The organism is Pseudomonas sp. B16(2017) (assembly GCF_002113205.1).
Classification (GTDB): Bacteria; Pseudomonadota; Gammaproteobacteria; order Pseudomonadales; family Pseudomonadaceae; genus Aquipseudomonas; species Aquipseudomonas pharyngis.
Genome location: NZ_NEKA01000019.1, coordinates 73,173 through 86,921, shown reverse-complemented (window position 1 = coordinate 86,921; position 13,749 = coordinate 73,173). Strand labels below are relative to the sequence as shown.

At 60.6% G+C, this 13,749-nt stretch carries 9 protein-coding genes; 1 reads left to right on the top strand and 8 read right to left on the bottom strand.

The features are described 5' to 3' along the window. Nucleotides 1-155: 155 nt before the first annotated feature. The 4 genes from CAG25_RS25580 to CAG25_RS25565 all read right to left on the bottom strand — a co-directional run bounded on the left by CAG25_RS25580 (nt 156) and on the right by CAG25_RS25565 (nt 5,500). Nucleotides 156-1,334 (bottom strand): PepSY domain-containing protein, encoded by a 1,179-nt coding sequence (locus CAG25_RS25580; protein WP_085613340.1) that lies wholly within the window; start codon nt 1,332-1,334, stop codon nt 156-158. A 75-nt stretch (nt 1,335-1,409) separates the two neighbouring features. Further along, nucleotides 1,410-3,911 carry a TonB-dependent siderophore receptor gene (locus CAG25_RS25575; protein WP_085613339.1) on the bottom strand — a complete coding sequence of 834 codons (2,502 nt, stop codon included), beginning with the start codon at nt 3,909-3,911 and terminating at the stop codon, nt 1,410-1,412. A gap of 87 nt (nt 3,912-3,998) precedes the next feature. Beyond that, nucleotides 3,999-5,000: a FecR domain-containing protein gene (locus tag CAG25_RS25570; protein WP_085613338.1), complete on the bottom strand. Its 1,002-nt coding sequence runs from the start codon at nt 4,998-5,000 to the stop codon at nt 3,999-4,001. Beyond that, nucleotides 5,000-5,500, bottom strand: coding sequence for a sigma-70 family RNA polymerase sigma factor (locus CAG25_RS25565; protein WP_039773052.1), 501 nt, complete (start codon nt 5,498-5,500; stop codon nt 5,000-5,002). Before CAG25_RS25565 ends, CAG25_RS25570 begins: the two co-directional genes overlap by 1 nt. 311 nt (nt 5,501-5,811) lie before the next feature. On the opposite strand from CAG25_RS25565, the gene CAG25_RS25560 reads away from it, so the two are divergent. Beyond that, nucleotides 5,812-7,692, top strand: coding sequence for a methyl-accepting chemotaxis protein (locus CAG25_RS25560; RefSeq protein ID WP_064592567.1), 1,881 nt, complete (start codon nt 5,812-5,814; stop codon nt 7,690-7,692). Nucleotides 7,693-7,839: 147 nt separating this feature from the next. Here the strand turns inward: CAG25_RS25560 and CAG25_RS25555 are convergent, their stop codons facing one another. Genes CAG25_RS25555 through CAG25_RS25540 form a run of 4 tightly spaced genes read right to left on the bottom strand, consistent with a single transcriptional unit; the run spans nt 7,840 to nt 13,433 of the window. Then, on the bottom strand, nt 7,840-8,307 hold the full coding sequence (locus CAG25_RS25555) for an SRPBCC family protein (RefSeq protein ID WP_085613337.1): 468 nt from the start codon (nt 8,305-8,307) through the stop codon (nt 7,840-7,842). 23 nt (nt 8,308-8,330) lie between these two features. Then, complete coding sequence (locus tag CAG25_RS25550) at nt 8,331-11,720, bottom strand: non-ribosomal peptide synthetase (protein ID WP_085613336.1); 3,390 nt, start codon at nt 11,718-11,720, stop codon at nt 8,331-8,333. 13 nt (nt 11,721-11,733) lie between these two features. Beyond that, nucleotides 11,734-12,663 carry a diiron oxygenase gene (locus CAG25_RS25545; protein WP_085613335.1) on the bottom strand — a complete coding sequence of 310 codons (930 nt, stop codon included), beginning with the start codon at nt 12,661-12,663 and terminating at the stop codon, nt 11,734-11,736. After that, on the bottom strand, nt 12,660-13,433 hold the full coding sequence (locus tag CAG25_RS25540; RefSeq protein WP_039773044.1) for a DUF3050 domain-containing protein: 774 nt from the start codon (nt 13,431-13,433) through the stop codon (nt 12,660-12,662). The genes CAG25_RS25545 and CAG25_RS25540 overlap by 4 nt, the downstream gene beginning before the upstream one ends. Nucleotides 13,434-13,749 lie beyond the last annotated feature (316 nt).

The window sequence follows — 13,749 nt, the reverse complement described above, 5'->3', positions numbered from 1 at the left end:
CCATCCCGAACTCAGAAGTGAAACGATGCATCGCCGATGGTAGTGTGGGGTTTCCCCATGTGAGAGTAGGTCATCGTCAAGATTGAATTCCGAAACCCCTGTCTGCTAAAGCAGACAGGGGTTTTGTCGTTTCAGGGGACACCAAAAACCTGTCTTCAAACCGCTCTGCGTGCCTTGCTGCTCCGACGAGCCTGCCATTTGCGCCACCAGATGTAGACGCCAGTCCCCGACAACCCTGCAATCAGAACACCCAATATCGCGATCATTACTTGTCCGGTGAAGCCTATGATCCGTCCCCCATGTATCGGCAACTGCAATCGATAAAACCGCTCTCCCAACGTCCCTTCTCCTGCTATCTCCTGCCCCAATAATCGCCCGTCCGTACCGTGGAAGAACAACCAGGATTTACCGTGGGCCTCGGTGTCATGCTGTCCAAACCCCGCACCGTAGAAGTTGTACTCAAAGCTGTAATACAACTCGCCGATCGCCGCTGTCAGCCCCAACCTTTTCCCCTCCTGCTGTGCCCTTTCGTATGCCTGTTGATAACTCAATCGAGTGATCCCCAGCTCTTCGGCAGGCATTCGTCCTCGGGCTTCATACACGCTCGGTTCAATCGGAGAAAACAACGACACCACCGGTTTGAAAACCTGGCTCGGCAGGTTCATCGCTACGCTGCTGATGGCTATCGGCAGCAATAACAACCACAGCCACAAGCCCCCCGCTCGATGCAGATCGAAGTTGAGCCGATAGGCATGCCCGCCCTTGATCTTCCAGGCGTTCGACCACTTCTTCCAGAACGGTTTACCCCGCGGCAACGTCAGCCAGAGGGCGATGAAGCAATCGATTACCCAGGCGATGGCCACCAACCCCATCAACAGCAAACCCCAGTTACCGGGCAGTGTCAGGTTGTAGTGAAACTCAAGAATGAACGGAACGAAGTTCTCACGCTGGAAACAGCACTCGCCCCAGTAACGCTGACCTTTTTGCTCTCCGCTCACCGGATCAAGGTAGAACACTTCATTGCGTTCTTTAAACGGTTCGCCCGTCGCCGGATCATTCCGTGGAACCGCCGCCAGCAATGCCGTGTGGCCTGCCTCGTTCGGGTACTCCATGTACCAGACCTGCAACTTCGGATGTAACGATTGCACCGCATCCACCAGCTCACCTGGCGGTAGTTTCGCCCCCTCGGCCGAAGCTGCGTAAAACTCCGGATTCAACCACTCATCCAGCTCATGGTTGAACGCCAGAATGCTCCCGGTAACCCCTGCCAGCAGCAGAAAAACCGCCGTGGCCAACCCGATATACCGGTGCAACAAAACCAGAAACGAACGCATGAAAATTCCCCCACAGATACGACAAAGCCAGCCCCTGAAATCAGGGGCTGGCTTTTTCATGCACAAGACAAAGGCTTAGAACTGGTAACTGACCGTCGCGGCGACGTTGCGCTCTTCGCCCATGTAGCAGAAGTCCAGACTTGCGCAGGAGGCCACGTAGGATTCGTTGGTCAGATTGTTCGCATTCAGGCGTACGTCGACACCCTTCAAACCGACCTTGCCGAGGTCATAGCCAATCGATGCGTCGAACAATGTGTAGGACGGCACCTTCATGGTGTTCTCTGCATCCGCCCAGCTATAGCCGACATACCGCACACCACCGCCCAGTCGCAGACCATCGAGTGCCGCGCTGTCGAACTTGTAGTCCGCCCACAGCGATGCCATGTGCCGCGGTGCCTGGGTTGGCGAGTTGCCTTTGTTCTCGATCACATTGGTCGGTGTGCTCAAGGTACTGGTCATCGACTTCGAGTATTCAATGTCGGTGAAGGTGTAGCTGCCGAGGACTTTCAGGTTGTCGGTCAACTGCATGTGCGCTTCCAGTTCAAGGCCTTGAGAGCGAACAGCGCCAACAGCGCGATAGAAGTTTTCCTGCGGCAGCTTGGTCGCCAGGTTCTCTTGATCGATGTGGAACAAGGAGGCGGTGAACAGATTGTCGGTGCCCGGCGGCTGATACTTCAGGCCCACTTCCCACTGCGTTCCATCGGTCGGTGCGAGAGGATTGCCGGCACTGTCCGCGTAGGAGTTCGGATTGAACGACTCGGAATAGCTGACGTACGGCGCAAGCCCGTTATCGAACAGATACAGCGCGCCGGCACGGCCGGTGAGCTTGGTGCGTCGATCATTGATCTCGGTGCCGACCGGGCGGCCCGCTTCGGCGATGCGGTTTTCGTCGGAGGTTTCCACCCAGTCCTGACGCAGGCCCAGCGAGAAGCGCCACTTGTCCATTTCGATCAGGTCTTGCAGGTAAACGCCGGTCTGCTCCAGGCGCCGCAGATAGCTGGTCTCGCCGTACGGTGTAATAGCGGAATTGCCGTACACCGGGTTGAACGCGTTGATCGGCGCTAGACCGCCGCTGGTCCAGTCGACCACGGTTTTGCGCCGCTGGTAATCCGCACCCATCAGCACTGTGTGCTTGGTCGCGCCGGTGAAGAATTCGGCCTGGAGCATGTTGTCGACGATGAACGCATGGAGGCGCTCGTTACCGCCGGTGTAGTAGCGATTCAGTTCGTTGCTGGTCGGCGACGTCCAGCCATAGGCGTACACCTGATCCATGTTCACTTTGGAGTCGAGGTAGCGGAAGTTCTGCCGCGCGGTGAAGACGTCGTTGAAGCGGTGTTCGAACTGGTAACCGAACGACTGCTGATCACGGGAGTAGCCATCGATGCCCGGCTCGCCTTCGAAGAAGTGCGGCGAGATACGATTACCGTTGCGTTGATGAATCGTGCCGTCGGCCGGCACGCCACCGTGATAGCCGCCGTCCGGGTCATGCTGCAGATACGCTTGCAGAGTCAGTGAGGTGTCTTCGCTGAAATCGATGCTGACGGTCGGCGCGAGGGCGAAGCGCTTTTCCTTGTTGTGGTCGAATTGCGTGTCGGACTGATCCGTCAATCCGATCAGACGATAGGCGATGCGCTTGTCGTCATCGACCGGTCCGCTGAAGTCAAAACCGACACCGCGCTGGCCCTGAGTGCCGACGGTGGCTTGAACCTGGTGATAGGCCTCGTACAGCGGCTTCTTGCTGGTCAGCGCCACCAGACCGCCCGGCGAGCTGCGGCCGTACAGCACCGACGACGGGCCCTTCAGGATATCGACACGCTCGAGGAAATACGGATCGACCTGCATGGTGCTGTAGGTGCCGCTGTCGCCCATCGACTTGAGACCGTCGAGGTAGATGTTATCCACCGAACCGTCGTTGAAGCCGCGCATCGCCACATAGTCGTAACGGTGCGTGGCGCCGTAGGGGTTGGTCAGCACGCCGGGGGTGTAACGCATGGCCTGGGACACGGTTTGCGAGCCCTGGTCATCCATTTGCTCGCGGGTGACCACGGACACGCTTTGCGAAGTTTCCAGCAGCGCGGTACTGGTCTTGGTGGCGATCTGACTGTGCGTCGCGTTATAGCCGTCCATGCTGCCCAGTGCGTTGCCGAGGGCGAAGCCTTTGATGTCGGTGGTCGGCAGGGCCAGCGCTTCGGTTTCTGCGACCGAGCGCAACACATAGCTGCTGCCGTCCTGGCTGACCGCCTCCAGACCCGAACCACCGAGCAGATGACTGAGCGCCTGATCGGTCGAATACTCGCCCTGTACACCCGGTGACTGCCGGCCTTGGGTTTGCTGCGGCGTCATCGACAACGTGATGCCCGCCTGGCGCGCGAACTGGTTGAGCGCATCGCCCAGCGGTCCGGGGGCGATGTTGTAGCGGTGGCTGCTGACCTCGCTGGCATTGGCCGCGATGCTCAGGCTCGGCAGCACGCCAACGCCCAGTGCAGTAGAAAACAGCGCCGCCCGAACGGCGTGGCGCAACAATCCCGATTCGGCAGAGAAATTCAGAGGGTTCTTACAGGTAACGCGCGCAGTCATTGTAGGTTTCCGTAGGCAGTCGCGAAGGCTGAGTTGAAGTGCTTACTGACTAAGCCGGACTTGCCGCGAAAACCCGCCAAAATACTTTCAGACCACAGACTCCAGCGTCACCCACCAACGCGTGCGGTAGCGCACTTGCACCGGCAGGGTCTGCGGCAGGATCGCCAGCAGCTTGTCGGTGTCCTCAAGACGGAACACGCCGGACAGGCGTAGATCCGCAATGTCCGACGCACAGCTCAGAAAACCCTGACGATACCGGGCGACTTCGCTGAGGAAGTCCCCCAGCCGCATGTTGCGGGTCACGATCAACCCGTCGACCCAGGCACCGGCGTCCATGTCCAACGCCGGCGCCGGGCGAACTTGATGGTGATCGATCAGGTAGCTCTGACCGGCGATGGCCTCCGTCGAGTTGCCAGCGGAATGAATCGCGACCCGGCCACTGGTAACGCTCAGACGGGTGCAACCCTCTTCCTGGCGCAGGATGAATCGAGCGTTGAACGGTTCGTAACTGGCATGACGATTCTGCACCCGCAGCGGTCGATCAAACGGCGCACCTTCATCGGCACCGCCGCAGGTGACGATGATTTCGCCGCGGGTCAATTTGATCAGCCGTTGCTGTGCGGTGTAATCAAGATCCACGCTGCTGGCGGTGTTGAGTTCGATCCGCGTGCCGTCCGGCAACTGGAAGCCACGGCGCTCGCCGGTGGCGGTGGCATAGTCGGCACGCCACTGTTGCCAGATGGAAGTGTCGCTGGCCAGCCATCCCGCCGAGCCCATCAGCAGCGCGCCGGACAATAGCTTCAAGGCCTGACGTCGACCCAACCCCTGCGCACTGTTTTCCAGCGTGTTGAACGCCACCTGCGCACCGGGCACGGTGCGCAGATTGTGGGTCAGTTCGGCTTGCAGAGACTGCACCCGCTGCCAGGCCAGTTCGTGATCATGGTGTTCGGCGCGCCATTGTTCGCACTGACGATTCAGACGCGGGTTGCCATGGTTGTTGCGCAGACGCAGGAGCCAGTGAATGGCCTGTCGGACGACTTGTTGCGGTGGCTCGGCGCGTCGGCCAAGCGAGAGGTTATCCACCGGCATCAGTTTTCGTACCGCAGCACGTAGCAGTGAAACAGCGCGTCGGCGACGTAGCGCTCCACCGAACGCAGGGACAGCCCCATCTGCTCGGCAATCTGTTTGTGGGTCAAACCTTCGCACTGAGCCAGCAGAAATGCCTGACGCACTTTTGGCTTCAAGCCTTCAAGCATGCGGGCGATGCCCTCGAGCAGTTCGATCACCAATGCGCGGGATTCGGCACTCGGAGTTTCGGCTTCAGGCAAATGGGCGATGGTTTCCAGATAGGCGCGTTCAATTTCCTCACGGCGCCAATGGTCGATCACCAATCCCCGGGCAACCGTGCGCAGAAACGCGCGGGGTGCCTTGAGTTCCAGGCGCTCGGTGCGCTGCAACAGGCGAACGAAGGTGTCCTGGGCCAGATCCGCCGCATCGGCAGCATTGCCCAGCCGAGCGCGCAACCAGCCGTTGAGCCAGCCGTGATGACTCGTGTAAAGCGCCTGTACAGCCAACTCAGGTGAGGACATGAACGCGACAGCCCGAACGTCACAAATGATAATTAGTCGCATTGTCATCAAGGGTTACAGAATTTGCAACCGGCGCTGCAAAACGCTCATCAAAAAAGCAGAGGCGACCGCTCTAATACGCCGTCCGGCGGGAATCTGGCAGAAATGCCATCCATTTCCTGCAAAACCCTAAGTTTTCTCCAAAGCGTGCCGACAGACTGGTGAGACATGCGTGCACCAAAGTAGAGCAGCCGTCAGAACGCTGCCTGCGCTGTACATGGAATGTTGCATCCGGAACGCATCCCCACTTTTCGCATAAGAAGTCCCATGAAATGAATCTCAAGTTCAGCCATAAAATCCTGCTGGCCGCCTCGGGCGTCGTGGTCCTGGCGTTCGCGCTGTTCACGTTGTACAACGACTATCTGCAGCGAAACACCATTCGCCAGAACCTCCAGTCCTCGGTCCAGCAGGCCGGTGACCTGACCGCCAGCAGTGTGCAGAACTGGATGAGCGGGCGGATTCTGGTACTGGAAAACCTCGCGCAGAACGTTGCCCATCAAGGCAAAAACGCCGACTTCCCGGGCCTGGTCGATCAACCGGCCTTCACCTCCAACTTCCAGTTCACCTACGTCGGTCAGGCCAACGGCGTGTTCACCCAGCGCCCTGACGCGAAGATGCCGGACGGTTACGACCCGCGTCAGCGTCCCTGGTACAAGCAGGCCGTGGCCGCTGACCAGACCATGTTGACCCCGCCGTACATGGCCGCCGTTGGCGGTTTGGTGGTGACCATCGCCATGCCGGTGAAAAAGAACGGCGAGCTGCTCGGCGTAGTCGGCGGTGACCTGAGTCTGGAAACCCTGGTGAAGATCATCAACTCGGTGGACTTCGGCGGCCTGGGCCACGCGTTCCTGGTCAGCGGTGACGGTCAGGTGATCGTCAGCCCGGACAAAGACCAGGTGATGAAGAACCTCAAGGACATCTACCCGAACGCCGGTGTGCGTATCGAGAAGGGCAACCAGAACGTGGTGCTCAACGGCCAGGAACGCATCCTGTCGTTCACTCCGGTCGCCGGTCTGCCGAATGCCGAGTGGTACATCGGTCTGTCGATCGACCGCGACAAGGCCTACGCCGCACTCAGCCAGTTCCGCACCTCGGCACTGATCGCAATGTTCGTCGCCGTCGGCGCGATTGCGGTGTTCCTGAGCCTGCTGATCACCGTGCTGATGCGTCCGCTGATCACCATGGGCCGTGCGATGCAGGACATCGCTCAGGGTGAAGGCGACCTGACTCGTCGTCTGGTGGTGGAAAGCAAAGACGAGTTCGGCGAGCTGGGCAGTTCGTTCAACCAGTTCGTCGAGCGGATTCACGCTTCCATTTCCGAAGTGTCTTCCGCGACTCGCCACGTACACGACCTGTCGCAACGGGTGATGGCATCGTCCAACGCCTCGATCATCGGTTCCGACGAGCAAAGCGCGCGCACCAACAGCGTGGCCGCCGCGATCAATCAGTTGGGTGCCGCCACTCAGGAAATCGCCCGCAACGCCGCCGATGCTTCGCAACACGCCAGCGGCGCGAGCGAGCAGGCCGATGACGGTCGTCAGGTGGTCGAGCAGACGATTCAGGCGATGACCGAGCTGTCGCAGAAGATCAGCCTGTCGTGCACCCAGATCGAAACCCTGAATGCCAGCACCGACAACATCGGCCACATTCTCGACGTGATCAAAGGCATCTCCCAGCAGACCAACCTGCTGGCGCTCAACGCGGCCATCGAAGCGGCCCGGGCCGGTGAAGCCGGACGCGGTTTTGCGGTGGTGGCGGACGAAGTGCGCAATCTCGCTCACCGCACCCAGGAATCGGCGGAAGAGATCCACAAGATGATCACTTCGCTGCAGGTCGGCTCCCGCGAAGCGGTGACCACCATGAACGCCAGTCAGGCGTCCAGCGAGGAGACCGTTGAAGTGGCGAACCAGGCCGGTCTGCGTCTGGTCAGCGTGACCCAGCGCATCGGCGAAATCGACGGCATGAACCAGTCGGTGGCTGCCGCTACCGAGGAACAGACTGCCGTGGTGGAAACCCTCAACGTCGACGTCAACCAGATCAACCTGCTGAACCAGCAGAGCGTGGCCAACCTCAATGAAACGTTGAAGGATTGCGATGCGTTGTCGCAGCAGGCCAACCGTTTGAAACAGCTGGTCGACAGCTTCAAGATCTGACACCAAGTCAGACCGCGTTATCGTTCATCGCGAGCAAGCCCGCTCCCACAGGATTTCAGGCGCACACAACATTTGTGACCGACCGGGAACCTGTGGGAGCTGGCTTGCCAGCGATAGCGGTGGCTCAATCACCGCAGAACTGAAACCTTACACAAACAGCTTCAGCACATTGCCCATCGCGTCATCGGCAAAGCCCTGCACGAAATCCTTGAACCCCGGCAGTGCCTCGGGCCCACCGCTGGCCGGTTCGGCAATGATCGTCCAGGTCGCCCGCGACTTGCCCGCGCCCAGCGACTCTACATTCATCGCCGCCCACAGATTGGCCACGCCCAGGGTGTTGTAGATCGTGGTCCAGGTCATGCTCAGCGCCTGGTCGTCCCGAGAGTTGAGTTGCTCGACCACGATGTTGCCATCCTTGAAGAACTTCTTGCGCAGCGAAGACACGCCTTCGCCGGTCATTTCGATGTGCGACAGCGCCGGAATGAAACGGTCGAAACCGTCGAATTTGCCCACTACCGACCACACCTCATTGGCGTCCACCGGCACTTCCACCGAAGACACGACGTGGCAGCCGTGAGGATTCTTGATCAGGGTGTCGGGTTGCAGATTGCTCATGGTGTTGCTCCTTGGTTGATGAGTCAGATGAAGTTGATTTCTTTCAGGTAGTCGCAGCCGCGACGCAGCAGCGCCGGGGATTTTTCCGGGTAGTGCGCGCCCATCTGTTGTACGCCGGCCTGGGCGTTGGCGTGGCCGATCAGGGAGATGTCGCCGATGTCTTCCTCGAAGCCGTTGAGGTAGAAACCGAGCACGCCGAACAGCGCGTTGTCGACATCGACCCGGCCCAGTTGCTGCTGCCAGTCGGCGACGCTGACCAGCGAAAACTCGCTGCCGGTTTCGCGGAACGACGCAACGTAGGCATCCCAACTCAGAGGCTCCGGGTTGTGCAGGTTGAACACCGCCCGTTCGGGCGAATAACGGCTGGCGTGGAAGGCGATGAAACGGGCAAGGAAGTCCACCGGCATCAGGTCGAAATTCAGCGCGAAGGCCGGTACCTGGCCGAGCTGGATCGAGCCCTTGAGCATCAGCATCAAACGGTTCTTGTGCGGCTGGCACACGCCGCTGAGGCTGTTGAAACTGATGTTGCCGGGTCGATACAGATTGACCCGCACCCCACGCTCCCGGGCCCGTTCGAGGATGCGCTCACCGACCCATTTCGACAGGTTGTAGCCGTTGCGGATGTAGATCGGCGGCGTCGGTGCGGCGGGCAATTCCAGCACCCGGCCCGCGTCGTCGACGGTGCTGGAGGCCGACAGCGTCGAGACGAAGTTGAACACCTTCTTGCTGCGTCCTTCACACAGCCGCAGCAGTTCGAAAATCGGCTCGACGTTGTCCGCCGCCAGCGACTCGTAGTCGAGTACGTGATTGACGTTGGCCGCGTTGTGCACCAGCGCGCCGAACTCACGATCCAGTCGCTCGAAATCCTCATTGGCCAGGCCCAGTTGCGGCCGGGTGATGTCCGCCGAATAGACCCGCACCCGACTCAGGTCCAGATGCTCCAGCCGGTTCTCTCGCAGCGCTTGGGCAAAGCGCTGCGCCGCGGTTTGCCCGCCGCCGTCGCGCACCAGACACGCCACCTCGCTGGCGCCCCATCCCAGCAGCGCCTCGACGATGTGCACACCGACAAAACTGTTGGCGCCGGTGACGATCACCTTGTGCACATCGCCCATGCGGCTGATCGGCAACGGCTCGATTTCCAGCGCTCGCTCGGCGTCGGCCATCGCCTGAGCGCTGAGTGCCGCGCTGTCATCGGTGCCGCGCACCAGCGTGGCGAGCTTGGCGATGGTCGGCAGTTCGATGAAGCGGTTGATCGAGATGCTGCGACCGAATTCCTCCCGCAGACGCAGGAGCATGCGTGACAGCAGAATCGAGTGACCGCCGAGATTGAAGAAGCTTTCGTCGGTGGAAATATCGCTGGTCGGCAGCTCCAGCAACTCGCCCCAGATCTCCAGCAGCAGCGCTTCGTCGGCGTTGGCCGGCAGGCATTTCGGGCCGCTGTCCTGCACGCTGACCGGCAATTCCAGCAAGGCTTTTCGGTCGACTTTGCCGTTGGCGGCGAACGGCATGTTCGGCAGTTCCGTCCATGCCACCGGTTGCATGTAGTCGGGCAAAAACTGCTGGGCATGTGCCTTCAGCGCATCGCGCGCGGCATCCGATTGCGGCTGGGCGAGGAACGCCAGAATCCGTCGCTGACTGTCGATCACCACCGCGATCTGCCGATACAGCTGACTCTCGCGCAGGCACCGTTCGATCTCCTCCGGCTCGACCCGGAAGCCGCGGATCTTCACCTGATTGTCGCGCCGTCCGCACAGTTCGATGCCGTCCTCGCCCCACTTGGCCATGTCGCCGCTGCGGTAGGCGCGCAGACGCTGACCATCCGGCAACTCCAGGTCCAGATAGCGCTCGGCGGTCTGCTGTGGATTGTTCAAGTAACCCAGGCACACGCCGGGGCCGACGATGAACAGTTCGCCCACCGTTTGCTCCGGCACCGGTTGCAGGTCGTCATCGAGGATCAGCACCCGACTGTTGGCAATCGGTCCGCCGAGCGTGCGATTGCTGTCGCCCGGTTGCAGTTGCCGCGCGGTGATCAGCACCGTGGCTTCGGTCGGGCCGTAGAGGTTGTACAGTTTGCCCTGGCGCGTCAGTTGTTCGATCACGAACGGCTCGCAGACGTCGCCGCCAGTCATGATCCGCCCGACACTTTGCAGTTGCTCCAGCGGCAGGATGCTCAACAGCGCCGGCGGCAGGAACGCGTGGGTCAGTTGCCGACGGCGAATCAGCGCCACCAGTTGCAGCGGATCGCGGCGCTGGTTGTCGTCGGGCACCACCAGTTCCGCGCCTTCGAGCAGGCTCGGGAAAATATCGATCAGCGACGAGTCAAAACTCAGCGAAGAGAACTGCAGCACTCGGCTCTCGGCGTGCAACTGCACGTAGTCGGCGTACCACGCGGTGAAGTGCGCAAGATTTGCCTGACTCAGCAGCACACCCTTCGGATGCCCGGTGGTGCCCGAGGTGTAGAGCGCCATGCACGGCGCATCGAGCTCGGGCCGACGACGCATCAACGGTTGCGACAGATCGGCGTCGGTGCAGTCGATGCGGCAGACATCCAGTCCCGGCATCGAACCGCTCAGCGGGTGTTCGCCGTCGTGCAGCAACAGCACCGCCCCGGCGTTTTCCAGAATGTACTGCTGGCGCTGAAGTGGATGGCTCGGCTCCAGCGGCAGGTACACCGCGCCGCTGCCGAGAGTCGCCAGGATCGAAGCAAACAGCGCATCGCATTTCGGCAGGCAAATCCCCACCACCCAGGGTTGCGGTTGTGTCTCCAGCATGGCCAGCAAGCGTTGCTGGATCGCCCGGCTGTGAGCATGCAACTGGCGGTAGCTGATCGACTGCTCGGCGAGGTGCAGCGCCGGGCGCTCCGCGTGCTCGATCAGACTCTGTTGCAGCCGCTCGATCACCGGGATCTGCGCCTGTTGCAGCAAGGCCGGATTAGCCGTGGCATTCAGGCGATGGACGTAGGCCAGACTGTCGAGAAACAGCAGGTTTTCCACCTGTTCGAAGTCCGGCGAACGGGCCGCTGTCGCGTGCTGGAAATACTCGGCATCGCGGGAAAAGCGGCTGACCAGCAGCGCCACTTCGTCCACCACCTGCGCCAGTGTTCGCTGGCGCAAGGCTTGACCGTTGCCGGACGGTTCGTCGGCGATGGGCACGCGGCTCAGCAGTGTCGTGTTGCAGAGGCATAGCAGATCGAGCACCGGCAGTCCGCCGATGCCCGTTGCACCAATGCCCAGGCGCAAGTTCAGCTGCGCTGTCGTGTCGTAATCCTGCGGCGCAAGACTGCCGTCATCGATCACCAGATCCACCGACGGAGCAACCTCCGTCAGCAACGAATGACCGTGTTGTTCGAGCTCCTGCGCCAGGTCGGTCAAGGCCTGGCTGCGGCCCCTCAGCAAAATGTCGAGACGTCTCATGTCAGCCTCCTTGTCAAACCAGGTAGTCGCGCAGGGCGTGCTGCACGCACGGTGTGTCGAGCAGCGAACTGTTGTGGAAAAACCGCACGATGTTGCCCACCAGCGGGTGGTGGCGATTGATCGGGAAGGCCAGCCCGGCCATCTCGTCTTTCAGTGCGCGGCGGGTTGCGTCGTTGACCGGCAGGGCATCGATCAGGCGCAGGTCGAAGGACTTCTGGATGTCGTTGGTCAGGTAATGGCCGATGAACACCGGCAGGATCTGCGCGATGCAGTCGCGATCCGCATCACTCGCGGTGTGCCAGTAGATGCGCACCATCCGCGCCCAGAAACTCGAATGGCGACCTTCGTCGAGCAAGTGGTCGGCCATCAGGCCCTTGATGGATGGCTTGACCGTGTCGTCCCGGGCGAACGCCGCGACATCGCCAGTCACGGTGTTTTCGGCGATGGCCACGCAGATCAGCTCCACGGCGCTGCGCAGGTGTTGCGGGGCCAGTTCGACGGCGGCCGGAATCGCCCGGCTCAGTTCGATTTCATTCGGCAACTCGATCGGCTCGATGCCGGTCATGGCCACGGTCTGCTGCATGAAATCCATCGCCACCAGCGCGTGGTAATCCTCGTCCACCACCACGGTCATGGCGTCGTAGCGACAGGCGAACGGGAAGGGCACGGCGAAGCGGTTCTTGGCGATGCTTCGCGCGGTCTTGTCGACGATCTCGGTCTCGAAAATCACCACGTCGTTGATGAATTTGTACAACGTCTGCACCAGGGCGAAATCACGCTGCTGCGGGCATTCGCGCAGGAAGGTTTCGCTGAGCACCAACGGCTGGCGGCTGAGCGGATAGATCAGCCGCGCATCGTCCTCCAGCACGCGGCGCGGCCGGGTGCGGATGGTCGCGCGGCTTTCCCAGGCGTCGGCGAAAGACTGGTAGTCGGCGGCGTTCATTGGGCCACCTCCGCCAGCGGTTCGCGCATGCTCAGGCGCAGGCCGTCCCACAGGGCGATGCGGCTTTCCACGGCGGCGATGGCGCTGGCGTAGACCTCGGCTTCGCGCTGCGGATCGCCGTCCACCAGTCGGTCCAGCAGTTGCTCCGCCGCCGGGCCGTGGTCTTCGGAGTCGACCTCGATGTGTCGCTCGAGGTAGTAACGGAAGGTCGGCGCCTGCTCGACGCCAATGCCCCAGGCATCGAGCATGCGCTGGAACATGGTCGGGATCACGCTCTCGCGACCGTGCAGGAATGCGGCAGCAACGCTGTGACCGGGTGCATGCAGTGCGGTGTGCAAAGTGTCGCGGACGAACCGCGCAGCGGCCGGATCGACCTCGACGCTTTGCAGGGCGACGTCGTAACTCACGCCCTCCTGCTGCAGCGTGACGAAGCGTTCCACGGCTGTCGTGTCCGCACCGACTTCGCGCATCGCATCGAGGTACAGTTCGAAGTGACTGTAATGCCCGTGTGACAGCCGATCGTCAGATTCTTCCCCGAGCACGATTTCGTTGATCAGTCTTGCTGCGTGCGGATCTCGTGGCGGTAACCACGGCAGGCGAGTGCAAGTCAGTTCCTGCTGCAGGCGTTTGGTCAGCGACATGAAGTCCCAGACGGCAAATACATGGGACTCCATAAACCGGCGCAATGTCGCCAAAGAATCGATCTCGGAGAAGATCGGATGAATGCTGAGTTCGGCTTTCTTCAGTGTAAGTTGCTCTTTAGTTGGCATGGTTGCGAGACTCTGGTTAATAGGGAATAAGGATTGCTCAATTAATCGCTAACAACGTTGAGCAAGTTTCTCCAGGCGAACGACAGCCTCATTCGGTTTCGATGAAAACAGGCAATGTCTGAAGGGCCCGGGACAGCAGCAGACGGATAAACCGCTGCGAACCCGGCCGTAGCGCAAGGTTTTGCCGGGTTGGTGATTTCGGATCCAAACCCGGCGAAGAAAAACTAATACATCGCAAAACAACTTAACAAGTTTATTTTTAATTATTTTTAGTTGGCTGTTTTTGAAGTATGAGTGGGGCTGATAAAACTTATAA